20 protein-coding genes and 3 pseudogenes are annotated in these 22,577 nt (G+C 63.3%); 4 read left to right on the top strand and 19 right to left on the bottom strand.

The genetic code is table 11. The features are described 5' to 3' along the window. Positions 1–53: 53 nt before the first annotated feature. The 15 genes and pseudogenes from gmd to ccoN all read right to left on the bottom strand — a co-directional run bounded on the left by gmd (position 54) and on the right by ccoN (position 14,998). The gene (gene gmd / locus NVV77_RS18690) at positions 54–1,148 is read right to left on the bottom strand and encodes a GDP-mannose 4,6-dehydratase (RefSeq protein WP_295415449.1); all 1,095 of its coding nucleotides are present in this window, start codon (positions 1,146–1,148) and stop codon (positions 54–56) included. A 38-nt stretch (positions 1,149–1,186) separates the two neighbouring features. Then, positions 1,187–2,527, bottom strand: a complete 1,341-nt coding sequence (locus NVV77_RS18685) for a UDP-glucose/GDP-mannose dehydrogenase family protein (protein WP_295415448.1) — start codon at positions 2,525–2,527, stop codon at positions 1,187–1,189. 141 nt (positions 2,528–2,668) lie between these two features. Continuing rightward, entirely contained in the window at positions 2,669–4,864 is a 2,196-nt protein-coding gene (locus NVV77_RS18680) for a bifunctional diguanylate cyclase/phosphodiesterase (protein WP_295415447.1), read from the bottom strand. A 260-nt stretch (positions 4,865–5,124) separates the two neighbouring features. Then, positions 5,125–5,556 carry a pseudoazurin gene (locus NVV77_RS18675; RefSeq protein WP_295416227.1) on the bottom strand — a complete coding sequence of 144 codons (432 nt, stop codon included), beginning with the start codon at positions 5,554–5,556 and terminating at the stop codon, positions 5,125–5,127. A 134-nt stretch (positions 5,557–5,690) separates the two neighbouring features. After that, positions 5,691–6,360, bottom strand: a pseudogene (locus NVV77_RS18670) (NnrU family protein). Continuing rightward, on the bottom strand, positions 6,357–6,581 hold the full coding sequence (locus tag NVV77_RS18665) for a hypothetical protein (RefSeq protein WP_295416225.1): 225 nt from the start codon (positions 6,579–6,581) through the stop codon (positions 6,357–6,359). The pseudogene NVV77_RS18670 and the gene NVV77_RS18665 overlap by 4 nt, the downstream one beginning before the upstream one ends. After that, positions 6,533–6,802, bottom strand: a complete 270-nt coding sequence (locus tag NVV77_RS18660) for a hypothetical protein (RefSeq protein ID WP_295415446.1) — start codon at positions 6,800–6,802, stop codon at positions 6,533–6,535. Before NVV77_RS18660 ends, NVV77_RS18665 begins: the two co-directional genes overlap by 49 nt. A gap of 68 nt (positions 6,803–6,870) precedes the next feature. Further along, positions 6,871–7,035 (bottom strand): cbb3-type cytochrome oxidase assembly protein CcoS, encoded by a 165-nt coding sequence (gene ccoS, locus NVV77_RS18655; protein WP_295415445.1) that lies wholly within the window; start codon positions 7,033–7,035, stop codon positions 6,871–6,873. Next, positions 7,032–9,245 (bottom strand): heavy metal translocating P-type ATPase, encoded by a 2,214-nt coding sequence (locus tag NVV77_RS18650; protein ID WP_295415444.1) that lies wholly within the window; start codon positions 9,243–9,245, stop codon positions 7,032–7,034. The genes ccoS and NVV77_RS18650 overlap by 4 nt, the downstream gene beginning before the upstream one ends. Before the next feature lie 130 nt (positions 9,246–9,375). After that, on the bottom strand, positions 9,376–11,352 hold the full coding sequence (locus NVV77_RS18645) for a DUF2189 domain-containing protein (RefSeq protein ID WP_295415443.1): 1,977 nt from the start codon (positions 11,350–11,352) through the stop codon (positions 9,376–9,378). 16 nt (positions 11,353–11,368) lie between these two features. Continuing rightward, complete coding sequence (locus tag NVV77_RS18640; RefSeq protein WP_295416222.1) at positions 11,369–11,560, bottom strand: hypothetical protein; 192 nt, start codon at positions 11,558–11,560, stop codon at positions 11,369–11,371. A gap of 20 nt (positions 11,561–11,580) precedes the next feature. Continuing rightward, on the bottom strand, positions 11,581–12,453 hold the full coding sequence (gene ccoP / locus NVV77_RS18635; protein WP_295415442.1) for a cytochrome-c oxidase, cbb3-type subunit III: 873 nt from the start codon (positions 12,451–12,453) through the stop codon (positions 11,581–11,583). Then, positions 12,444–12,617 (bottom strand): cbb3-type cytochrome c oxidase subunit 3, encoded by a 174-nt coding sequence (locus NVV77_RS18630; protein ID WP_295415441.1) that lies wholly within the window; start codon positions 12,615–12,617, stop codon positions 12,444–12,446. Before NVV77_RS18630 ends, ccoP begins: the two co-directional genes overlap by 10 nt. Continuing rightward, a pseudogene (gene ccoO / locus NVV77_RS18625) lies at positions 12,617–13,347 on the bottom strand (cytochrome-c oxidase, cbb3-type subunit II). Before ccoO ends, NVV77_RS18630 begins: the two are co-directional and overlap by 1 nt. Before the next feature lie 4 nt (positions 13,348–13,351). Beyond that, positions 13,352–14,998: a cytochrome-c oxidase, cbb3-type subunit I gene (gene ccoN / locus NVV77_RS18620; protein ID WP_295415440.1), complete on the bottom strand. Its 1,647-nt coding sequence runs from the start codon at positions 14,996–14,998 to the stop codon at positions 13,352–13,354. A gap of 258 nt (positions 14,999–15,256) precedes the next feature. On the opposite strand from ccoN, the gene NVV77_RS18615 reads away from it, so the two are divergent. Genes NVV77_RS18615 through NVV77_RS18600 form a run of 4 tightly spaced genes read left to right on the top strand, consistent with a single transcriptional unit; the run spans position 15,257 to position 17,726 of the window. Next, the gene (locus tag NVV77_RS18615) at positions 15,257–15,502 is read left to right on the top strand and encodes a DUF2249 domain-containing protein (RefSeq protein ID WP_295415439.1); all 246 of its coding nucleotides are present in this window, start codon (positions 15,257–15,259) and stop codon (positions 15,500–15,502) included. Between the two features lie 57 nt (positions 15,503–15,559). Next, positions 15,560–16,912 (top strand): hypothetical protein, encoded by a 1,353-nt coding sequence (locus tag NVV77_RS18610; protein WP_295415438.1) that lies wholly within the window; start codon positions 15,560–15,562, stop codon positions 16,910–16,912. Beyond that, entirely contained in the window at positions 16,909–17,418 is a 510-nt protein-coding gene (locus tag NVV77_RS18605) for a DUF2249 domain-containing protein (protein ID WP_295415437.1), read from the top strand. The genes NVV77_RS18610 and NVV77_RS18605 overlap by 4 nt, the downstream gene beginning before the upstream one ends. Then, complete coding sequence (locus NVV77_RS18600) at positions 17,415–17,726, top strand: metal-sulfur cluster assembly factor (protein ID WP_295415436.1); 312 nt, start codon at positions 17,415–17,417, stop codon at positions 17,724–17,726. The genes NVV77_RS18605 and NVV77_RS18600 overlap by 4 nt, the downstream gene beginning before the upstream one ends. 124 nt (positions 17,727–17,850) lie before the next feature. Here NVV77_RS18600 and NVV77_RS18595 read toward each other — a convergent pair whose 3' ends face one another. The 4 genes and pseudogenes from NVV77_RS18595 to nirK all read right to left on the bottom strand — a co-directional run bounded on the left by NVV77_RS18595 (position 17,851) and on the right by nirK (position 22,350). After that, positions 17,851–19,062 (bottom strand): NnrS family protein, encoded by a 1,212-nt coding sequence (locus tag NVV77_RS18595; protein ID WP_295415435.1) that lies wholly within the window; start codon positions 19,060–19,062, stop codon positions 17,851–17,853. Positions 19,063–19,351: 289 nt separating this feature from the next. After that, positions 19,352–20,005 (bottom strand): Crp/Fnr family transcriptional regulator, encoded by a 654-nt coding sequence (locus NVV77_RS18590; protein WP_295416218.1) that lies wholly within the window; start codon positions 20,003–20,005, stop codon positions 19,352–19,354. Positions 20,006–20,143: 138 nt separating this feature from the next. Next, positions 20,144–21,031 (bottom strand): SUMF1/EgtB/PvdO family nonheme iron enzyme, encoded by an 888-nt coding sequence (locus NVV77_RS18585; RefSeq protein WP_295415434.1) that lies wholly within the window; start codon positions 21,029–21,031, stop codon positions 20,144–20,146. Positions 21,032–21,221: 190 nt separating this feature from the next. After that, positions 21,222–22,350, bottom strand: a pseudogene (nirK, locus tag NVV77_RS18580) (copper-containing nitrite reductase). Positions 22,351–22,577: the final 227 nt, after the last annotated feature.

The raw sequence follows: 22,577 nt of genomic DNA, 5'->3' as shown, positions 1-22,577 counted from the left end.
TGGCGACCATGCCGGGCCGTCTACGGGTTCCAAATTCTTGCTGCGCCAGGAAGTTATGTGCCCTGGGCCAACAAGACTTGGCGTTGCGCTGCCTTGTAGTCGGCCTCGACCATTTCGCGGCACATGTCGCGGGCGCTGATCTCGGGGACCCAACCAAGCTTTTCCCTTGCCTTGGCCGGGTCTCCGAGCAGGGCATCAGCCTCGGTTGGGCGGAAATATTTCGGATCTATGCGGAGGATGACGTCGCCCACGCGCAGATGGGGCGCTAGGTCGTGTTCGAGGCGGGCGACGGTTCCGATCTCATCGGCGCCCGAGCCGGAAAACTCCAGCGTGATACCCAGGTCCGATGCCGCCCAACGGATGAATTCGCGCACCGAATACTGCTTGCCGGTGGCAATCACGAAGTCTTCGGGAATGTCCTGTTGCAGCATCAGCCATTGCATGCGGACATAGTCCTTCGCATGGCCCCAGTCGCGCAGGGCGTCGACATTGCCCATGTAGAGGCAGCGCTCCAGCCCCAGCGCGATATTGCATAGACCTCGCGTGATCTTGCGCGTTGCGAACGTTTCGCCGCGGCGGGGGCTCTCGTGGTTGAAGAGAATGCCGTTGCAGGCATAGATGCCATAGGCCTCGCGATAGTTGATTGTGGTGCAGTGTGCGAAGAGCTTTGCCACGGCATAGGGCGAGCGCGGATAAAAGGGCGTCGTTTCCCGCTGCGGCGTCTCCTGGGCCAGGCCGTAGAGTTCTGACGTCGAGGCCTGGTAAAAGCGGGTCTTTTCCTCGAGCCCGAGCAGGCGAATGGCTTCCAGCAGGCGCAAGGCGCCGAGGCCGTCGACATCGGCCGTATATTCGGGGGCTTCGAACGAGACCTGGACGTCGGACTGGGCGCCCAGATTGTAGATTTCGTCCGGGACAATGTCGCGGACGAGACGCGTCAGGCCGGAACCGTCGGAGAGGTCACCATAGTGCAGGGTAACCCCGGAATTGGAGTTTTCCTCCACCAGATGGCCAATACGCTGGTCGTTCGGGAGAGATGACCGCCGCCTAATTCCGTGTACCCGGTATCCCTTCTCCAGCAGGAATTCGGCGAGATAAGAACCGTCCTGCCCCGTAATGCCGGTGATCAGAGCAACCTTGCCCGAATTCATACTGCCCCCACAGTCTATGAAATGCGGTTATGCTTGGTCTATTCCGCCGCTTGTGCCGTCGTGTCTGCTGCGCCCTGCGGTCGGCCGATGCTGACATAGTTTAGACCCGCCGTCTCCACTTCCTTGCGGCGATAGACATTGCGCAGGTCGATGAACACCTTGCCCGCCATGGCGTCTCCGATCCGCTTCAGGTCGAGCGAACGGAAGGCGTTCCATTCGGTGATCAGCACCAGCGCGTCGGCTTTTGAAGCCGCGTCATAGACGTCCGAGGCGTAGTCCACATCCTTGAGGAACGTCTTTGCGGCTTCCATGCCCTCCGGGTCATAGGCGCGGATTTTCGCGCCGGCATCCTGCAATGACTGGATGATGGCGATCGAGGGGGCGTCGCGCATGTCGTCGGTGTTGGGCTTGAAGGTCAGGCCCAGGATGCCGATGGTCTTGCCGCGCACACTGCCGCCCATAGCGGCGATCACCTTGCGACCCATGGCGCGCTTGCGGCGGTCGTTGACATCGATGGTGGTTTCGACGAGCCGCAGGGGCGTGTCAAAATCCTGGCCGGTCTTAACCAGGGCCAGTGTGTCCTTGGGAAAGCACGAGCCGCCATAGCCGGGGCCGGCGTTGAGGAATTTGCCGCCAATGCGGTTGTCCATGCCGATGCCGCGGGCGACGTCCTGCACATTGGCGCCGGTGCGTTCGCAGAGGTCAGCGATCTCGTTGATGAAGGTGATCTTCATGGCGAGAAATGCATTGCCGGCATATTTGATCAATTCGGCCGTGCGACGACCGGTGAACATGAGCGGCGCCTGATTAAGGTAGAGCGGTCGATATACATCCGTCATCACCTGTCGGGCACGCTCGTCTTCGAGGCCGACGACGATGCGATCTGGACGTTTGAAATCCTCGATAGCCGAGCCCTCACGCAAAAACTCTGGATTGGTCACGACGACCACATCGGCCGCGGGATTGGTTTCGCGGATGATGCGTTCGACCTCGTCCCCGGTGCCGACCGGGGCTGTGGATTTGGTGACGACGACCGTAAAGCCCTTGATCGCGCGCGCGATGTCGGCGGCTGCGGCGTAGACGTAGGACAGGTCGGCATGTCCATCGCCGCGACGTGAAGGCGTGCCGACGGCGATGAACACCACGTCGGAGTTGGCGACGGCAGGCGCGAGGTTCGTCGTAAAGGTCAATCTGCCGGCTTTGACATTGTCGGCGACAAGCACTTCGAGACCGGGTTCGAAGATCGGAATCTTGCCTGCATTGAGGGCGGCGATCTTCTGCTCGTTGAGGTCAACGCAAGTGACGTCATGGCCGAAATCGGCGAAACAGGCGCCGCTGACAAGGCCAACATAGCCGCTGCCTATCATGGTGATGCGCATAGCAATGCTCCCCGACCCCTGCTGCGTCTATACGTAATGCATAGGCGAAGGAACTCAATCCGGCTCGCCGGCCGCATGATGTGCTTGGGAGAAGCGCTTATGCGTTGTGCGTGACCTTTGCGTGAAGCCCTGTCACGGGCCTCAACCGAACTTCTGGTCCGTGCCGTCCCGCGAATCCCGGGAGAGGGCGTCTCGCATATCGTCGGGTACAAGCGGGCGGGCAAAGAGATAGCCCTGCAGGTAGGTGCAGCCCATGGAGGTTAACTTGCGGCGTTGGCCCCGGTTCTCGACGCCCTCTGCGGTGACGGACATGCCGAGCGCGCGCGCCGTTTCGACGATCAGGCGAACGATGTGGCCCACGACTGGGTCGGCGTCGACGAGTTGGGAATAGGACTTGTCGATCTTGAGCTTGTCGACGGCATAGCTGCGCAGATAGCTGATCGACGCATAGCCCGTGCCGAAATCGTCAAGCGCGACGCTGACACCGGCTTGCCGCAGCGTGCCGAGAGTTTCCTGGGTCTGGGAGGAGTTCTGCAGCAGGACGCCTTCGGTGATTTCCACTTCCAGGCGATCCGGCGTCAGGCCCGTTTCGGCCAGAATTGCCAGGATGCGTTCGGCAAGCCGGGCATTTTGAAACTGGATCGGTGAGACATTCACCGCGATCCGGGGCAGATCAGAGGATACGGCGAAGCGACAGGCCTCGCGCAGAACCCATTCGCCGAGAGTATCGATGATGTCGCATTCTTCGGCGAGAGCGATGAAATGGTCAGGGGAGAGCAGGCCGCGAGTGGGGTGCATCCAGCGGATGAGCGCTTCGGCGCCCGCTATCCTGCCATTCTGGCTCGCATAGATGGGCTGGTAAACAAGGTGCAGACCGTCGCCGGTCAGGAGCGCATTGCGCAGTTCGACTTCGAGCGTCCGCCGCTCGCGCTTTTCGCGGTCCATTTCCGGGTTATAGAGCGCGAAACCGTCGCGCCCGGCAAGTTTTGCTGCATAAAGAGCAACGTCAGCGCGCCGCAAGATTTCCTCCGGCGTCACCTCGTTTCCTTTTTCGAGAGCGGCACCGAGGCTCAGCGTCACATCGACCCGATCGCTGCCGACGGTCAGGGGCGTCCTGATGGATTGAATGAGCCGCTGGCAAATCCATCGTGCCTGGCCTTCGCTCAGAATGCCGGGATGGATGATGGCGAATTCATCGCCGCCGAGGCGGGCAACGGTTGCTTCTTCCGGCATTTCGATCATCAGGCGCTTGGCCACTTCGCGCAGCAACTGGTCGCCTGCAGCGTGTCCCCATGAATCATTGATTTCCTTGAAGCGGTCGATGTCCACCGAGATCAGCAGCACCTTGGTTTCGGCCAGGAACTCGTAGTCCTTCGCCTCCTTGAGGCGCGTTTCAAAGAGCGCTCGGTTGGCCAATCCGGTCAGGGGATCGTGCAAGGCGAAGTAGGTGGCGTGGGCGCGGCTTGCTTCCATCGTAAGGGATGTTCGGCGGAGCCACACCAGTAGCGCAGCCATGGCCAAGCCTACCATCAGCAACAGGACGGCAAGCGCAGGCGCAGCCTCGCCCAGCAATGCTTGCGCCGGCTTGGACGGTGTCCAGGCCAGATAGGTCAGGATATCGCCTTCCCGGTTGAGTATCGGGAGCCAGACGGCGGAGTTGGGATGGGCGACGCGACGTATATTGGCGATGCCAAATTGCTTTCCAATGTCCTGCAGCATCGTCTGGTCGATCAGCTTGATCGAGATGAGCAGGTGGTCATCGGTGGGGTTGCTAGTGCTGCCGTCGCCAAGTGAATCCATGGGACGAATGCTGACGAAGCCTTGTCCGCTATCGGCGAAGCCCACCGTTCGCAGCGCCAGGATACCCGCGGCATCGGCGGAGCGCAGGCTTGGGTCATCGAAGGCTGCCCTGGCGATCCGCAGGCGTAGGCGATCGATGATCGGTTGCAGGACGAAGGAGTCGGCCAGGGTGAATATCTTGCCGGCGTAGCGGCCATCGACAGAGGCACGCAGCACCTTGCCATCGGGCGCAAGGATATAGGCGCGGTCGTGTCCAAGCGCGGTCGTCAGGCGACGGTCGAGCTCGTCCGTTTCTATGGCTACTTCGCCAGGGGTGACCGTGGTGGCGGCCTGGTCGGCTGCCAGGCGTGCCCTTGCTTCGAAGAGTGCAGCCTCGATGGTCTGTCTCTGCTCGCCAAGGGCGCGATCATCGATGCGTCCCATGGCCCAGGAGACCGAGAAGATGGCCACGGCAGCGAGGCAGATCGCCAGAACCACCGCGGCCCAGACGATTTGTGCAGAAACGGAATGGCCCTCTTTGGAAGGCGAAAGCGTCATGGTGCTGCCTCTGATTCATTCAGATATGCACCACCGAGGTGACGAATTGGTTTATCCAACCTCGTCATTCTGGGTTGATGTCAGAGGTGTTTGTTAATGGGGAGATATTTTGCCCCTGCCGCAAAACGGTGATGAGTAATTTTTGCGGCTGTGGTCAACAAGGTTGCGACTGGATGCAATAGAAAAACCCCGCCAGTGGCGGGGTTCTTACTAATTTGAGCATTGGTCGCGCCGAACTTGGCGCGAAATTTGTCAGACAACTACTTGCCAATGCCTTCGAGTGCTGCGGTGAAGCGTTCGGCGGCCTTGGTGGGGAGTTTGACGGCCTTTGCGGCGTCGAGGTTGGTTGGTGCACCGACGACAACGGCGGCAACCATGCCCATGCCCAGATGGGGGGCACATTTGATGCCGTAAACGCCTTCCACGGTGAAAGTCACCACGACTTCCTTGCCCAGGGCCCCCTTGAACGCCTCGGCGCCTTCGGGCAGGACGTCCTTGATGGTTTCGGCATTATGGCCCTTGTCGGTGGGGACAAAGGTCACGGTGTCGCCGACGGCGACCTGGGTGAGGGCGGGCTCGAAAACCATGGTGCCGGCTTCGCCCTTGTTCAGCATATGCACTTCGAAATTGGCGGCGAAGGCGGGTGTTACAACGAATGCGAGAAGAGCCATGGCCGCTGCGATCTTGGGCATGTTCATTTTGGTCTCCTGAACCTGGGAGCGATCTCTTCGTTCCCGTTGATGCCCTTTTCGCCACTATTGCTGGTTGCTTCCTTGATCCTGGTCAAAGAGGTGCGAATATGTTTGTCGTCGTGATCTCGCTTCGCCTAAGTACTTGTCATTGCTAGTGGATCAGCGCCGAATAGTGCTGCGTGTCCGCCGAGTAGCAGCCATGCACTGAGGGCAGCGGTGAGAGCCAGGGCAAGGATCATCGCCGGATCGATGCCGAAACGTGCTCTGCCTTGCGCGATGGCGGCAAAGGGGATGATCGAGGTCGAAGCGTTGAGCGGGTTGGACCCGTTCCGGCGCTCCGCCATGACCATGCCGAAGAGAGCAAAAAGCGCAAAACACCCGAACAGCATGAGGCTGCGCAGGTCGCCATTGGCCACGATGTGTCCCGCGGCCCAGAGCAGGAAGCCCCAGAGGACGGGATGGCGGGTGATCGAGACCACGGCGCCGGGTTTTGTGTCGCCGCGCCGGAACGTCACCGAAACCGGGTTGGCGCTGAATAGTCCCGAGATTAGCAGGAAAAAAAGCCACCGGGGATAAAGTCAGAGGAAACCAGGCCTGCCAGGCACTTGGCGGCCAGAGTTCGACATAGTCGAGTTGGAAAGCGGCGTGAAAAACCCAGGCAAGCGCGGCCAGGGAAGCAAGGGAGTAGAGCACCAGATAGGGGCGCCGGCCCAGGATGCGGATAAAGCGCTGGCGAATGGCAGGGATGGCCGGAACTGAGTGAAGAGCCAGAAAAACCGCAAGCGAAACAATGAACTGGGTCAATTGAGCGTTCCGCCCGGTGGCGTGAGATCGGTGAAAATGGCGAGAAGATCCTGCTCGGCTCGGACGTGGCGCCTGAGGCTTTCAAAGAAGGAGCGCAGCAGGTAGCCGGTCGCGTCTGCCGATTGGAGCGGATGCCGCGCGGCGAGGGCGAGGAGGGCTTCACGGACTTCGATCACGGCGTCGTCGTCATAGTCGTGTTCTTCGCGGAGCCGCCGGGCCAGGTGGCGCAGTTCGGGGCGGGGGAGGACGCGAGAAAGGGAAGCAGGACGGCTTCTTCTTCGCGGTGGGTGAGAGCCAAAAGGTCAACGATTTCAGTGGCTAGCTCTGTGCACTGCGTCGCCGAGACATTGTTGGGCAGGCCATCGGCTACCGCTTCGAGGGCGTCGCAAATGCCGAGCAGGTCGGTGTAGCAGCGGTTCAAGGCGTGGATCGGCAAGCTCATGACTTTGCCCCTCGGGAAAATGTTGGCCGCACTCTAACCGATTGGGATTGCGTCGCTTTTGAGCAGGATCAAAGCGGGCGATCGGAGCGCGGGCGGTCTTCGTCATAGAGGATGCGCTCGGAGGCGCCGTCGAGGTCTTCGTATTGGCCGTCGCGCAGGGTCCAGAGGAAGATGACGAGGCCGGCGAAACCCAAAATGATAGAAATTGGAATGAGATAGAAGAAGTCACTCATGGCCGGGCGCCTTTGGTAAAGGGGTGCCAGCCGAGGCGGAGGGCGTTGAGGACGACGACGACGGACGAGGCCGACATGGCGACCGCGGCAAGGAAGGGATTGACGAGGCCGGCAATGGCGATGGGCAGGGCAATGGCGTTGTAAAGCAGCGCCAGGACGAGGTTTTGCTTCACCAGTTTGCGGGCTTCGCGGGCGACCGAGATGGTCTGGGGGACGGCCATCAAGTCATTGCGCAGAAAGACGAAATCGGCGGCATTGCGGCCGATGTCGACGGCGCTGGCGGGGGCCATGGAGACATGGGCGCGGACCATGGCGGGCGTGTCGTTGAGCCCGTCGCCGACCATCAGGACGTGGTGGTTTTCGGTTTCGAGTTCGGTGATGCGATGGAGTTTTTGATCGGGCAGCAGGCCGCCGCGGCCGGAAATGCCAAGTTTTTCGGCGAGTTTTGCGACGATCTCGGGACGGTCACCGGAGAGCACTTCGAGGTGGTTATTGGTTAGCAGACTGTTAGCACTGAGCGCCGCATTGGGGCGCAAATCGTCCTCAAAGGCGAAGGCGGCGAGGATCTTGCCGTTCACCGAGAAAATCGTACCGGAATTTTCGGTTTCCGGCCCCGACCAGCCGGGGCGACCGAGGCGGTAGGTTTGGCCATTGAGATGGGCTTCAATGCCGAGGCCAGCATGTTCGACCGGATTGAGCCAAATGGGTGGAGTGTCGTTGGCGAAGGCGCGGGCAATGGCGATGGAATAGGGGTGGCGCGAGCGGGCGGCGAGACTGGCGGCGAGGGCGATGTCAGCGCTGCTGCCTGAAAGGGCGGTGGGGGTGGCGAGGCCGGTGGTGAGCGTGCCGGTCTTGTCGAAGACTACGGTGTCGACATCGGCGAGTCGTTCGAGGGCGGAGCCGTCTTTGACCATGACGCCGGCTTCGAAGAGGCGGCGGGCGGCGACGACCTGTACCATGGGCACGGCGAGGCCGAGGGCGCAGGGGCAGGTGATGATGAGAACGGCGATGGCGACGGTGGTGGCGTTGTGAAGGTCGCCGTTGAAGAGCATCCAGCCGATGAAGGCCAGGGCGGCGGCAAGGTGGACGACGGGCGAATACCAGGCGGCGGCGCGATCGGCGATGCGGCGATAGCGGTTGCGGGTGGATTCGGCGTCGTCGAGCAATTGCACGAGGCGGTGGAGGGTGGAGCCCCGTTCGTCGGCGGTGGTCTTGAGGGTCAGGGGGCCCGAAAGATTGAGGGCGCCGGCGGGGACGGTTTGGCCGGGGCCGACGGGTTCGGCAAGGCTTTCGCCGGTGAGGAGGCTCCGGTCGAGACTGCTTTCGCCGGTCAGAATATGGCCATCGAGGGGAATGCGTTCGCCTGATGCGACGGAGATGGTGCTGCCGGTGGCGATATCGGCGAGGGGCAGATAGGCGGGGCCGGTGGGGCCATCGAGCACCAGGGCGCCGGCGGGGGCGAGGCGAGCAAGGCTTTTTACGGCGGTACGGGCGCGCTCGCGCATGGCGTGGTCCAGGGTGCGGCCGATGAGGAGGAAGAAAATCAGCGAAGCGACGGCGTCGTAATAGACGCGGTCGCCGGAATAGATGGTGTCGTAGAGACTGAGGGCGAAGGCGAGGGCGATGCCCACGGTGATCGGCACGTCCATATTGGTGCGGCCGGAGCGCAGCGCCGTCCAGGCGGACTGGTAGAAGGTGCGGCCGGAATAGAGGAGCGCAGGCAGGGTGAGGCCGGCGCAAATCCAGTGCAGGAGATCGCGCGTTGCCGCATCGGCGCCGGACCAGACTGAGCCCGAGAACATCATGATGTTCATCGAGCAGAAGGCGGCGACGGCGAGGGCGCGGATGAGCGCGGAAAGGCCGGCATCCTTGCCGGCTTCTTCGAGCGAGAAGAGGTTGGGCTCGTAGCCGAGGTCCACCATGCGGCGAACCATGGGCGGGGTGGTTGCTCCATCGTCGCGCCAGCGGACGGTGACGCGCTTGCTCGAAAGATTGACGCGGGAGGAGACGACCTCCGGCATGGCGTCGAGCGCGGTTTCGATGGTGCGGATGCAGGCGCCGCAATGAATGGCGGGCACGGAAAATTCGGACTGGCGGAGATTGTCGCCAAGGGGGCGGCTGGCGAGGCGTACTTCGTTGGCGGATGGGCCGCGATTGGGGCCGCCAGCAAGGGCTTCGGCGAAAGCGGGGGGTGGGGCGCAGCAGGTCATGGGAGGACGCTTTCTGCGGGAGCGTTTTGGCGCGCGAGGGGCATCGGCCGTTGGGGGGCGGGGAGAGGGGAGAGTGTGGGGATGGCGGTGGCAGGCGCAGGGGGACGGGTGGGAGCGGAGATGGGCGTATTTACTTTGAGCTTTGCCAATCCCATCGCGTCATTCCCGCGAAGGCGGAATCGCTTCGCGCGAAAACGGAGATTCCCGGCTTCGCGGGAATGGCACCGTGTGTTTTGAGGGGTCCCAAAGGTCTGAGGTCAATAGCGCCAGCGGAGGTGGACGCAGGGGCGGAGACGGGGGTGGGCGCGTTTACCTTGAGCTTCGCTATTCCCACCGCGTCATTCCCGCGAAAGCGGGAATCTCTCTGCGCGGAAACGGAGAATCCCGCTTTCGCGGGAATGGCACCGTGTGTTTTGAGGGGCCCAAAAAGCCTGAGGTCAATAGCGCCTGCGGGGGTGGATGCAGGGGCGGAGATGGGGGTGGGCGTGTCTACATTGAGCTTTGCAATTCCCACCGCGTCATTCCCGCGAAAGCGGGAATCTCTTCGTGCGAAAGCGGAGATTCCTGTCTTCGCGGGGATGGCACCGCGTGTTTTGGGGGCCCCAAAAAGCCTGAGGTCAATAGCGCCTGCGGAGGTGGATGTGGGGGCGGGGATGGGGGTGGGCGTGTTTACCTTGAGCTTCGCTATTCCCACAGCGTCATTCCCGCGAAAGCGGGAATCTCTCTGCGCGGAAACGGAGATTCCCGCTTTCGCGGGAATGACACCGTGTGTTTTGAGGGGGCCCAAAAGCCCGAAGCCAACAGCGCCTGCGGAGGTGGATGCAGGGGCGGAGATGGGGGTGGGCGTCTTTGCTCTGAGCTTTGGTATTCCCACCGCGTCATTCCCGCGAAAGCGGGAATCTCTTCGTGCGAAAACGGAGATTCCCGCGTTCGCGGGAATGGCACCGTGTGTTCTGAGGGGGCCCAAAAGCCCGAAGCCAATAGCGCCTACGGAGGTGGATGCAGGGGCGAAGACGACGGTGCGGGCCGGCGTTGCAAAACTGCCCTTGGGCTTGACCCGAAGGCCAGCCTCCCAGCACGCGGAAGCCCCCAACACTCGCGCGTTGGCCCTCGGGGCAAGCCCAAGGGCAGTTTTGTTGTTGCTTGTGTCCGGTGTCATGCCGGCTTGGAAACGGAGGTCCTCGCTGGCGCGGGGATGACACCGTGGATGGCGGAGGCCCCAGCCGAGCTGCTCCACCTGCGCGGCCAGGGATTCCCGCTTTCGCGGGAATGACGTGGTGCGCGGGGAGAGGGTTGGGTGCCCGGTCATGGGACTATTCCCCCCTGACGGCCATGTAGGCGTGCCGGTGGCGTGGCCGAGGAGGGGGAAGATGACGATGAGCGCGAGAAAACCCGTGGCAAGGCTCAGGAGCACGAGACCGACGACGAGGGCGGCCCAGATCAGGGTGGCGGGGATGTTGTTGGTGACGAAGGAGAGCGACAGGGCCATGGCGGTGAAAGCATCGCGGTGGCGGTCGAGCACCAGCGGAATGGAGAAGGCGCCGATGGCGAAGGCGAAGGCGGCAAAGAGGCCCCCGACCGCCGTGCCTACGAGGAGCAGCGACAGGCCGGGAGCAGTGGTGAGCAGCATTTGCGGAATCTGGTCAAAGCCCGGAAAGGGGCGCCAGCCGAAGAAGAGCGCATAGAGCAGCACGGCGGCGCGAACCCAGACCAGCATGAGGGTCATGAGCACGGCGCCGACGAAGAAAAGATGCATGCCGCCGCGCGGGAAGAGCATGGCGCGGAGGGAGATTTTCTTGCCGGCCGAGAGGCTGCGGCTTTTGACATAGAGGCCGGTGGCCAGCAGCGGGCCGACGACGAGGAAGCCGGCGAGGGCGGGGAAAAGGATCTGGGCCCAGCCATAGAGGAACATGGCGTAGATGATGGCGTAGGAAACCAGGGTCACGCCGAGGCCGATGGCAAGGCTCGGGAGCGGATTGGTCCAGAGATCGCGCCAGCCGGCGGCGAGCCAGGCGAAGGGGGCGCTCGCGGGCAAGTGGCGGTTATGGTCGACGGCGCGGGGGATGGCCGGTTCGTGCGGGGGAAGGATGTCGACGGTGTGGGTCATGGCTCTTCCGATCTGGTCAGCAGCCCGATTTGGCGGCGCGAAAATGGTCTGGTGTGCCGTCGGGCGCCTTGAGGTGGGCGACGCAGGCGGGTTGGGAGGTGAAGGCGACGTAGACGAGGTGGGCGTTGGCGAGGAGCAGCACGGCCACGATGGCAAGGCCGGTGATCCAGCCCAGCGGCAGGCGCCGCCGGGTTGGGGTTTGGCTCATCGTATCGGGGCCGGACGTGCTCATGGCGTTGCGGTCCTCAGGTCGAGGACATAGAGGGCCAGCATGCGGATCTGGGCCGTCGACAGGCGGCCCTCCCAGGCGGGCATCGTGCCCTGGCGGCCGTTGTAGATCGACTGGCGGATGGTCGAGCGGTCGCCGGCATAGGTCCAGAAGGTGTCGGTGAGGTTTGGCGCGCCCGACTCGACCATGCCTGCAGCGTCTTCGCCGTGGCAGCCGGCGCAGTTGTTGAGGAAGAGGTCATTGGCGGCCAGGCGCTGGTCTTCGGGCAGGGCCGGTCCGGCGCTGATCGAAACGAGGTAGTCGGCCAGCTGCGAAATTTCTTCGCCGGCCAGCATCTGGTCCTTGCCGAAGGCGAGCATCTGCGCAAAGCGCGTTTCGGGATGGTTGGCATTGATGCCGACGCGAATGGTTTCGGCGACGGTGTCTGGATCCGAACCCCACATCATCGGGGCCTCGGCGATATTGGGATAGCCGACATTGCCGGTGGCCGAGGGGCCGTGGCAGGCGGCGCAATTGTCGACGAAGAGCGCGGGGCCGGCCGAGCGCACGACATTCATGATGGCTTCGTCGGCCTGGAGGGCGGCGAGGTCCTCGGTCGCGAGACGATCAGCCCAGACGGCGCGTTCGGCATTGGCTTCGGCCAGGGTCTGTTGCACGGCCTGATGCTGGTCGGCACCGAGCAGGCCGCGGAAATAGCCGTTGATGCCCGGCCAGGAGGGCATGAGCACGGTCCAAACGAGGCCGAACAGGGCCATGGTGATGAGGAAGGCCCAGAGCAGTTTTGGAACCGGGGTGTTGAGTTCCTTGATGCCGTTCCATTCGTGGCCGGTGGTCAGCTGGCCCGAAAATTCGTCGCGTTCCTTCAGCGCCATGGCCGATCCTCCTCTTCGAGCACGGGCATTTTTGCCGCTTCGTCAAAGCCCTTCTTGTTGGAGGGCCAATAGGTCCAGGCAAGGCAGATGGCGCTGAGGCCGAGGAGGTAGAAGAGACCGAAGGATTTGGCGAAGCCGACAACAGCTTCATGATCGAAAGGCATTATTCCACCTCTGCGGTTTCAGACGTGTGGGCGACGTCGGTGAGGGTGCCGAGCATTTGCAGGTATGCGACGAGCGCATCCATGTCGGTGAGGGGACCGGTGCGACCATCGAAGGTGCGGATATTGGTGGCCTCGCCGTAGCGTTCGGCGACGCCTGATGCTTCCGGGCTATCGGGATTGGCCTGGCCATAGGCGTCCTGGGCGGCGAACTGGATCTGCTCGTCGGTATAGGGCACCCCGACCGCCCGCATGGCGCGGAGGTGATCGCCGAGGTCTTCGGTTTTCAGTTGGTCACGCAGCAGCCAGCGATAGGCGGGCATGACGGATTCGGGGACCACGTCGCGCGGATTGTTCATGTGGGTGACGTGCCAGGCGTCGGAATATTTATTGCCGAGGCGGGCGAGGTCGGGGCCGGTGCGCTTGGAGCCCCAGAGCTGGGGGTGGTCGTAGCTCGACTCGACGGCCAGCGAATAGGGACCGTAGCGATCGACTTCGTCGCGCAGGGTCCGGATCATCTGGCTGTGGCAGGCATAGCACCCTTCGCGCAGGTAGATATTGCGGCCGGCAACTTCGAGAGGGGTGTAGACGCGCATGTCCTCGGCCTTCTCCACCGTCTCGTCGATGGTGAAGAGGGGGCGATCTCGATGAGGCCGCCGATGGAGGCGACGATGACGATGAAGGCGACGAGGCCGATGGCGCTGCGTTCGAGACGATAGTGGAAACCAAACATCGGATTACTCTCCAGCCTGCATGACGGGTTCGGCGGGCAGATCACCCCTGGCTTCGGGCGCCATGCCGATGGCGGGCATGCGGATGGTCATGATGACGTTGAAAAGGGCGGTAAGGGCGCCGAGGAGGAACAGGAGGCCACCGAAGGCGCGGGCGATGTAGTAGGGATGCATGGCTACGAGGCTGTCGATGAACGAGTAGCTCAGCGTTCCCGTCTCGTCATAGGTGCGCCACATCAGGCCCTGGATGACGCCCGAATTCCACATGGCGAAGACGTAGATGACGGTGCCGGAGAGGGCGAGCCAGAAGTGCACTTCCACCAGCTTCTGCGAGTAGATGCGCTCGCGCTTGAACATGGAGGGAACCAGCGAATAGAGCGAGCCGAAGGTGATCATGGCGACCCAGCCGAGCGCGCCGGCATGGACGTGGCCCACGGTCCAGTCGGTATAGTGGCTGAGGGAGTTCACCGCGCGGATGGCCATGAACGAGCCTTCAAACGTGGTGATGCCGTAAAAGATCGCGGCAAGGGCCATGAAGCGCAGCACGGCGTCGTCGCGCACCTTGTGCCAGGCGCCGTTGAGGGTGAGGAGGGCATTGCCGGCCGAGGCCCAGCTTGGCACCAGGAGCACGACAGAGAAGGCCATGCCGAGGGTTTGCACCCAATGGGGGAGGGCCGTGTAATGCAGGTGGTGCGAGCCCGCCCACATATACATGAAGGTGATGCCCCAGAAGGAGATGATCGACATCCGATAGGAGAAGATCGGGCGGCCGGCGCGCTTGGGGAGATAGTAGTACATCATGCCCAGGAAGCCCGCGGTGAGGAAGAAGGCCACGGCATTGTGGCCGTACCACCATTGGGTCATGGCATCCTGAACGCCGGCGAAGAGCGAGTAGGACTTGGCCGAGCCGAAGGAGACAGGGACGGCGAGGTTGTTGACGATGTGCAGGATCGCCACGACCAGGATGAAGGCCATGTAGTACCAGTTGGCCACATAGATATGCGGCTCTTTCCGGCGGGCGAGGGTGCGCATGTAGATGAAGAAGTAGACGACCCAGACGACGACCAGCCAGATATCGGCATACCATTCGGGCTCGGCATATTCCTTGGACTGGGTGAGGCCCATGAGGTAGCCGCTGGCGGCGATGATGCAGAAGAGATTGTAGCCGATCAGCACGAACCAGGGGCTCAGCGCATCGGGGAGGCGCGCGCGGGTGGTGCGCTGCAGGACGTGCAGCGAGGTGGCGATGAGGGCATTGCCGCCAAAGCCGAAGATGACGCCCGAGGTGTGGATGGGGCGCAGGCGCCCCCAGCTGAGCCAGGAGACGTCAAAGGTCATTTCGGGCCAGGCGAGGAGAGCGGCGACCCAGAAGCCGGCGCCCATGCCGACGACGCCCCAGATCAGCGTCAGGATGAGGCCGGTGCGGGTGGGGGCGTCATAATATTCGGAGAGGCGTTCGGGGGAGGGCTCGGGCAGGTCGAGCTGGCGGATGGCGCCGAAGGTCAGGGCCAAGGAGATGCCGAAGACGATCCAGCCGTGAATGCCGAGGAGGTCGTGGCGACCGGCGATGGCCATGGCGAGGCCGAGCACCACCATGGTTCCCAGAATGACGAGTGCGCCTGTGCGCTCGCCGCGAGTGAAGTCTGCCAGCATTGATTGAAACCCCCAACCGGTTTGCCGCGCGGAAAGCCGCACTCCTGTGCCTAGCGGATGGGCGCGGGGCTTCTTTGATCTGGGTCAAACAAGGGGCGGGAAATCTGCGTAAACCCACCGAGTTTGCGCGAGCGACAAACCCGGCGGAGTTTGCGCGGCGACAAAGTGCGTGTGGCAGGAGGGGGACTAGGGTCCGACCATGCCGGGGCTCGCCGTCGTCCCGGGACACTGATTTTGTCTGGCGGCGCGGAGAGGCAAATGGGCGAAGAAACCCTTCCCTTCATCGATGTGCGCGAGATCACCCCGCGCGAGCGGCATCCCAAGATCTTTTCCATGGCCAATGGCCTGGCCGTGGGCGACAGCTTTGTGATCATCAACGATCACGATCCGCGCCCGCTGCACTATCAATTGCAGGCCGAATATCCCGGTCAGTTCTCCTGGACCTATCTCGAAACCGGTCCGGAAGTCTGGCGCGTGCAGCTGGGCCGCGCCGAGGCGGCCTGAGGGTCGAATGAGCCGGTCGGTCGAGCGGCCGGCTTCGTTCTCCAGGGAGCGATCAAGATGCAGATGGCGACGATATCACGGTGGACCCTTGCCTATTTTGGCTGCGCGCTGGTGGCGCTGGTAGCCGCGCTGGCTTTGTTGGTGAGCGGGTTCGGATTTCCGAGTGATGGTCTTGCGGCGCCGCGGACGCTGATCGTGGTGCATCTGCTGGCCATTGGCTGGCTGACGCTGCTGATGCTCGGCGCGCTGTTTCAGTTTTTGCCGGTGCTGGTGGGGCGGGAACTGGCGCATGCGCGGCTGACACCGCTGGCGCTGGTTCTGGTGGTGTCGGGGCTGTTGTTTCTCCTGTCGGGATTTGCCGGGCTCGATGGGTGGGATGGTTTTGCCAGCGAAATGCTTCCCGTTGGCGGCTTGCTGCTGATTTCGGGGTTTGGGGTTGCCGCATTCGTGCTGTTTGCGACGCTGTTGCGGGCCGAGACATTGCCGCTGCCGGCGGCGTTCGTCGCGGTAGCGCTGATGAGCGTCCTGGTGACGGCGCTGATCGGGGAGACGCTGGCGGGGGCGCTTGCCGGATTGGTGGGGGGCGAATTCTCGGTGGCGCTGGTGACCCATGGGGTGTCGCTGCATGCCGGGTTCGGGCTTGGTGGCTGGCTGACGCTGGCGGCCATGGGGGTCAGCTATCGGCTGGTGTCGATGTTTCTCATTGCGCCCGAGCGCAAGGGCGCCTGGCCCATGCTGGTCTTCGGTTCGGCATTTGTGGCGCTGGCGGGGCTCTGCATGGCGCTGGGCCTCTTGCTCGCGCTCAACACTTCCTTGCCGATCGTCCTGGTGGTGGCCGGTATTGCGGCTGCGGTGACCGTGGTGGCCTATCTGGGCGATATTGCCGTTCTCTACCGGGCGCGGCGACGCAAGGCGGTGGAACTGCATATGCTCTCGGCGCTGGGGGCTTTCGGGATGCTGGCGCTGGGTGCGGTGATGCTGGGTTTTGGGCTGTGGCAGGGGACCGAGGCGGCAATCGGGGCGGCGGTCTATGTGCTGGTGCTGGGCTGGCTTTCCGGGCTCGGGCTTGCCATGCTCTACAAGATCATTCCGTTTCTCACCTGGCTTGAATGCTTTGCGCCGGTGATGGGACGAAAGCCGACGCCGCGGGTGCAGGATCTGGTGGCCGAGGGGCGGGCGCGGATCTGGTTCGGCGTCTATTTCGCGGCGATCGTCGTCGGTGCGCTGGCGCTCCTGGCGGAAATGCCGCTGGCGACGCGCGCCGCCATGGGGCTGCAATTGGTATCGGTCCTATTCTTGATCGGTCAGTTTTACCGGGCGCGGCGGCTCATCGACCTGCCTTCGCCATGGCAGGGACAGGAAAGGCCGCGCCTCTTCCTGCCCGCACGGGAACCAAGGAGATTTATATGAGCGATGCTCTCGAACTCGATGTCCGGCCGATCCTCAGAAATGGCGGGGAGCCGTTTGGCGCCATCATGGCGGCAGTCAATAGTCTGGCGCCCGGGCAGAGTTTCAAGCTGTTTGCGACCTTCAAGCCGGTACCGCTGTTTCGGGTGATGGAGACGAAGGGCTTTGGCTATGAGGCAAGCCCGCTTGAGGATGGTGACTGGCAGGTGGTTTTTACCCCTGTCGGCGAGGCCGAAAGGGCAGCCTTGTCCTCGCCCGAAAATCCCGACAGCTGGGGCGACCCGACGCACTATCTCGACTGCACCGATCTTGATGCGCCCCAGCCCATGGTCGAAATTCTGGGGCGTCTCGAAACCATGGATGAGGGGCACGTGCTGTTTGCGCTATTGGGGCGGGAGCCGGTGTTCCTGTTCCCCGAATTGCAGGCCCGCGGCCATGCATGGGTGGGGGATTTTGACGAGACGGGTGATGCCTATCGGCTGATGGTGCGGGTGGGTGTGCGGAAATGAGTTTTCCCCCGACCATGGAGCTCGAAGCCGACATAAGGGCGGCGCTGCGCACGGTGATCGATCCGGAGCTGGGCCACAATATCGTCGATCTGGGCCTGATCTATGACATCGAGATCAGGCGCGATGGCGTTGTCGAGGTGATCATGACCACGACGACGCGCTTTTGTCCCGCGACGGGGTTCATTCGCGAGGCGGTGGAGGCCTGCGTCAGCGCGGTGCCGGGGGTGAAGGAGGTGAACGTGGAGCTGACCTATGATCCGCCCTGGGGCGCAGAGCGGATGTCGCCGGAGATTGCGAGGCGGTTTTAGGGGGCAGAGGGAAGGCCCCCTCACCCGACGCTACGCGTCGACCTCTCCCCCAGAGGGGAGGTGGGAGGTTGCCAAGTCGCGGAGCGACACCTCTTCCTTGGCGGGAATGAGGGGGCCCTGAGGTTCATTCCGGCCTTGGCTTGCGCTTGGTCAGCAGGATCGGCGCGTATTCCAGCACATAGAGACCGAAGGCGAGCATCCAGCAGAGGCCGCTGAGGGAAACCAGTGTCATGTAGTGGTCTGGGGCGAGCGTTGCCAGCGGGCGCAGGATGGCGCCGAGGAGCAGGCAGAGATAGCTGAGGCCGGTCGTCATAGAGGCGGTCAACGGTGTGCCGGTGTGGCCGCGCGTAGCGCGGCTCATCACCGCCAGGGTCATGAGGCCGATGCCGCCCACGGTGAAAACGTGCAGAGCCGAGATGGGGTCGAAGAGACCAAAGGGCACGAGCGCGATGATGAAAAAGCCCAGCGGCACGAAGGCATAGGCGAAGTGGAGCACGAGGACCAGGCGCTCGGCCGATGTCTGCCAGCCCTGCCAGCGGGCGAGGCGGATGGTGTTGAGGACGCCGGCGACGAGCGCGGCTGCCGAGGTGGCGGGATGATCGGGGATGGAGACCCAAGCCGCAAGGGCGAGGCAGGCGACGACGAGGCTCAGCGTATCGAAATGATTGTAGGGCGTGGGCAGCGTCTTGGCTTCGCGCTTGGCCAGCCAGTTGCGGGTAAAACTCGGGATGATGCGGCCGCCGATAATGCCGATGAGCATGATGAAAGCGGCGACGGCCAGGCGATTGGCAAGGCCTGGATCTTCGGCCTTGAGCACGAGGACGTGGTAGCCGGCATTGGCCGAGGCCAGGGCGGCGACGGCGGCGAGAATTTTGAGGTCGCGCCATTTGCGGCCGGCGATGATTTCTCTTGCGCAGATGACGAGAAGAAGCGGCAGGAAGAGCGCATCGATCGCGACGGCGAGGGTGATGTCGATCATGTCGGGCGCAATGAGTGCGGCGCGGCCGGCGAGCCAGACGGCAAACAGCAGCGCGAGCGGCGCGCCGGAGACGGGCAGGCGCCCGGTCCAATTGGGAATGGCGGTGAGGAGAAAGCCGGCAAGGGCGGCGGTGCTGTAGCCAAAGAGCATTTCATGGGCGTGCCAGGCCGGACCACCATAAAGGCCGCCGATGGGCAGGTCGGCCATGAGGGCGAGAATCCAGAGTGCCATGGCCAGGACGGCCCAGACACCCGCCGCGAGAAAGAAGGGGCGGAAGCCGTAGGAGAGCAGGACCGGGCCGCTATGGGCGAGGCCGCGCGGCACCGGCTTGCGGCGGGGGAGCGTATCTTGGGTCATGAGGCACCTTTTGGGATTGTGCCGGGGGTAACGCGATAGCGCGAGCATGTCCTTGCGGTGGCGCAAGGAGTTTTGGCGGGCGCGACCCGTTGCGTCGCGTTTTCGACGTGATACCCGCACCCTCATTCCCTCCCCACAAGGGGAGAGAGTTCACTCCGACCACTCATATCTCCACGGTGTCAGTCCCGCGAAAGCGGGAAACTCCTTGCACAGAAACAGAGATTCCCGCTTTCGCGGGAATGACACCGTGGAGGGGGTGCGTGGTAAAGGCGATACTGGATGGCTGCCCCTAGCTCTCTCGCCCAGCCCCTTCGGCCAGGGCCTGCAGGCGTTCCTTGTCGCGGACCAGCAGTTTCTGGCGGCCGCCTTTGACGATGCCCTGGCTTTCCCAGGCGCTGAAGAGGCGCGAGACGGTGTGGAGCGTGGTGCCGGTCATTTCGGCGACGTCCTGGCGGGTCAGCGGGAAGTCTATGCGGGTGCCTTCTTCCTCGCGGCGGCCGGCCTGTTCGATGAGGCGCAGGACGGCGTGAGCGACGCGGCGTTCGACTTCTTCGGTCGACATTTCGCGGATGCGGGTATGGGCTTCCTGGAGGCGCTGGCCGATGGTGCGCATGGCATTGACGGCGAGGTGCGGGTTCTGTTCGACCACGCTCCCCCAGACATCGTTGGGCCAGGAGAGGACGACGCTTTCGGCGGCGGCAATCGGGGTGCCGGGATAGTCGTCGCGCTGCAGGGCCTGGGCGAAGCCAAAAATGTCGCCGGGATGGACGACGCGGACGATGATCTGCTGGCCCTCGGAGGTGACCTGGGTGACCTTGAGGCGGCCATGGAGGAGGAGGAAGAACTGGGTCGCCTTCTGGCCCTGTTCGAAGACGGCCTCGCCAACCGGAACGCGCCGCGTGCTGGCGCGGGCGAGGAGCTGATCGAGGTCAGTGTCGCTCATGCGCGCAAAGAGCGGCAGCGCGCGCACCAGGCTGCGGTCGACGTCGGCCAAAACCGTTACCCCAATCGTTTTTGCTAGCTTGGCTTTTAGCGCAAAAACGACGGGGTGAATATCCGCCAATCGGCCGCAGGCGGGGTTTCAAAATCCGAGCCGGCCCCAGAAATTTTCGTACCAGGCCGGCCGGCGAACCAGGCGGAAGCCGAGATTGTCGGGGGGCAGGCCGACCGAGCAGCCGCCGCTTTTGGCGTCGCGGATGAAATAGCTCATCGAGGCACGATGCTTGCCTTCGAGCACGCGGATAGTGCAGGCGGGCTGTTCGCTGAGGATTTTGCCCGCGATATCGACGTGGACGCGGCGGTGGCAGGTGTCGGTCCATTCCCAGACATTGCTGCCCATATCGGCCAGGCCATATTCGTTTTCGCCATAGGTGCCCACGGGTTTGGGCGTGGGATCGGCGGCAGCCTGGCGCTCGGCTTCCTTGCGATAGTCGGCGAGCCAGCGCAGGGCGGGGTTGCTGGCATCGTCGATATTGAGGGCGTCATCGGTAAAGCGGCTGCCGGCGGCATAGGCCCATTCGGCATCGGTGGGCAGGGTCCAGGCCTGGCCGGTCTTGTCGCTGAGCCAGGCGGCATAGGCGGTGGCGTCGCCGAAATGGACGCCGGTGACGGGGATATTGCCCTTGCCCTGATTGCGCGGTTCGGCCGCCTCGCAGGCGCCGTCGGCAACGCAGAGGGCGTAGTCGGCTGCGGTTACCTGATATTTCATCATGGTCAGGGGCGCGGGGATGGCTGTGTCGGCCAAGGGGGCGTCGACGGGATTGCCGTCGATGAAGAAGTGGCCTTCGACGCGGTAGGTGACCTGGCCCGGCGGCAGGGTGACGGTCTGTGGGGCAATGCTCGCTCCGGCCCAGGGCATGGGCGGCAGGGGCAGGGTCTGAAGGGCAATGGCGCCGAGGGCGAGTGCCAGGAGGGTGGCGGGAAGAGCGATCCCGACCGTGTCTTTGGGCTTGTGGGCGAGGGCAGTCATGTCTGCCTCCAGGAGTTATTGGCTTATGTGCCAATGTGCTGGTGGTTGTCGCACCCCCACCCTTGATCCCTCCCCACAAGGGTGGGGAGACGATGGAGCCGCGGCGACTGATGCTTGCGCATCCCTCCCCTTGATGGGGAGGGATGAGGGTGGGCGGGGCCAAGAGGCAGGCGCCAATGGCCCCATTCGATCAGATCGGGCTTGGAGCCAGCACGCCGGTCATCAGGTCGTCGTTCCATTCGCCTTCGACCACGAAGTGGCCGGCCGCGCCGAGTTCGAAGGCCTCGATCAGGTTGTGGTTCACATAGGCGTAGACGCCGGGCTGGTGGAAGGTATAGACCGCCGCGCCTGCCGTGCCGCCGGGGATGAACCACGTTTCCTGATCGACATCAGGCGGGGTGTGGAACTTGCCCGTGGGCCAGACGAAGTCGCCGTGACCGCCGATCAGGTGGGGCCGCGTGTCGCGGTTGGCCTGCGAGTGGACGATCAGCACGGTTTCCCCGACATTGGCCTTGAGGGCATTGTCGCCAGTCAAAGCTCCAACCTTGCCGTTGAAGACCACGTGGCTCGGCAGCAGGGTGCGCATGACCTCGAGCGTATCGGCATAGCCATCCCCGATGCTCTCATAGGTCTTGTAATTGCCGTCTGCGTCCCGGGGGACATAGAAATCCTGCTCGCCCACATAGTAGACCCGGTCATAGGCGATCGGGTTGCCCTTGGGGTCCTTGAGGCCCTCGCGTGGCAAGACCATGATGGCGCCGTTCATGCCCGAGGTGACGTGCCAGGGCACCATGCCTTCCGGGGCGCAGTGATAGACGAAGACGCCGGCCTTGGTGGCCTTGAAGCGCAGCACCGCCTTTTTCGCCCGGATTGACATTGGTCAGCTTGGCGCCGCCCAGAGCACCGGTTGCCGCGTGGAAGTCGATATTGTGCGGCATCAGGTTGGTGTCGGGGTTGATCAGGGTCAGTTCGACATAGTCGTCCTGATGCACCACCATCAGCGGACCGGGCACCGAGCCATTGAAGGTCATGGCCCAGATTTCGACGCCGTCTTCGACCGCGTGCTTCTTCTCCTCGATCACCATGGTGAATTCGACGATTTTCGGCGCGCCGGGGGCGGTCTGCTCATGGGCATGCACGAAAGGCGGCGTGACGAGTTCGACTTTCACGCGTTCGAGCGCGCTGAGATCGACTGGTGCCACTGCGGCTGCTGCTTCCTGGGCGGTCGCGGCGAGCATGGTCGCCAATTGCGCCGTCGCCCCGACGGTCGCTGCGCCGACAAGTAGAGCGCGCCGCGAAAGAAGGTTTGCTTGAGCCATTTTCTTCTCCTGGACCCGGCACGATTATTTCTGTGCCTTCGTGAAGGAAACTATTCTGGCCCGCGCAAGACTTCCTTGATCTAGAACAAATGGCCGTTGATTTGCAAAAGTATGACTGTTTTGTCATTGTTTGACTTGGCGCAAAGAGGGCGGCACTTGCGGCCGGGCCTTGCGCGATGCCCGGCGGGGGCGAAAAGTGCGTTTCCTTTTTTGGACGGAATTGGTCG

This window comes from Devosia sp., assembly GCF_024707125.1.
Taxonomy (GTDB): Bacteria; Pseudomonadota; Alphaproteobacteria; order Rhizobiales; family Devosiaceae; genus Devosia.
Note: the sequence above shows the minus strand (reverse complement) of the source record. Positions and strands in the feature narration are given on the sequence as shown.

What these genes read in the sequence shown, in the direction of transcription:
- gmd (WP_295415449.1), bottom strand. Translation starts at nt 1,148, where the DNA reads ATGAATTCGGGCAAGGTTGCTCTGATCACCGGCATTACGGGGCAGGAC.
- NVV77_RS18685 (WP_295415448.1), bottom strand. Translation starts at nt 2,527, where the DNA reads ATGCGCATCACCATGATAGGCAGCGGCTATGTTGGCCTTGTCAGCGGC.
- NVV77_RS18680 (WP_295415447.1), bottom strand. Translation starts at nt 4,864, where the DNA reads ATGACGCTTTCGCCTTCCAAAGAGGGCCATTCCGTTTCTGCACAAATC.
- NVV77_RS18675 (WP_295416227.1), bottom strand. Translation starts at nt 5,556, where the DNA reads ATGCCCAAGATCGCAGCGGCCATGGCTCTTCTCGCATTCGTTGTAACA.
- NVV77_RS18660 (WP_295415446.1), bottom strand. Translation starts at nt 6,802, where the DNA reads ATGAGCTTGCCGATCCACGCCTTGAACCGCTGCTACACCGACCTGCTC.
- ccoS (WP_295415445.1), bottom strand. Translation starts at nt 7,035, where the DNA reads ATGAGTGACTTCTTCTATCTCATTCCAATTTCTATCATTTTGGGTTTC.
- NVV77_RS18650 (WP_295415444.1), bottom strand. Translation starts at nt 9,245, where the DNA reads ATGACCTGCTGCGCCCCACCCCCCGCTTTCGCCGAAGCCCTTGCTGGC.
- NVV77_RS18645 (WP_295415443.1), bottom strand. Translation starts at nt 11,352, where the DNA reads ATGACCCACACCGTCGACATCCTTCCCCCGCACGAACCGGCCATCCCC.
- NVV77_RS18640 (WP_295416222.1), bottom strand. Translation starts at nt 11,560, where the DNA reads ATGAGCCAAACCCCAACCCGGCGGCGCCTGCCGCTGGGCTGGATCACC.
- ccoP (WP_295415442.1), bottom strand. Translation starts at nt 12,453, where the DNA reads ATGGCGCTGAAGGAACGCGACGAATTTTCGGGCCAGCTGACCACCGGC.
- NVV77_RS18630 (WP_295415441.1), bottom strand. Translation starts at nt 12,617, where the DNA reads ATGCCTTTCGATCATGAAGCTGTTGTCGGCTTCGCCAAATCCTTCGGT.
- ccoN (WP_295415440.1), bottom strand. Translation starts at nt 14,998, where the DNA reads ATGCTGGCAGACTTCACTCGCGGCGAGCGCACAGGCGCACTCGTCATT.
- NVV77_RS18615 (WP_295415439.1), top strand. Translation starts at nt 15,257, where the DNA reads ATGGGCGAAGAAACCCTTCCCTTCATCGATGTGCGCGAGATCACCCCG.
- NVV77_RS18610 (WP_295415438.1), top strand. Translation starts at nt 15,560, where the DNA reads ATGCAGATGGCGACGATATCACGGTGGACCCTTGCCTATTTTGGCTGC.
- NVV77_RS18605 (WP_295415437.1), top strand. Translation starts at nt 16,909, where the DNA reads ATGAGCGATGCTCTCGAACTCGATGTCCGGCCGATCCTCAGAAATGGC.
- NVV77_RS18600 (WP_295415436.1), top strand. Translation starts at nt 17,415, where the DNA reads ATGAGTTTTCCCCCGACCATGGAGCTCGAAGCCGACATAAGGGCGGCG.
- NVV77_RS18595 (WP_295415435.1), bottom strand. Translation starts at nt 19,062, where the DNA reads ATGACCCAAGATACGCTCCCCCGCCGCAAGCCGGTGCCGCGCGGCCTC.
- NVV77_RS18590 (WP_295416218.1), bottom strand. Translation starts at nt 20,005, where the DNA reads ATGAGCGACACTGACCTCGATCAGCTCCTCGCCCGCGCCAGCACGCGG.
- NVV77_RS18585 (WP_295415434.1), bottom strand. Translation starts at nt 21,031, where the DNA reads ATGACTGCCCTCGCCCACAAGCCCAAAGACACGGTCGGGATCGCTCTT.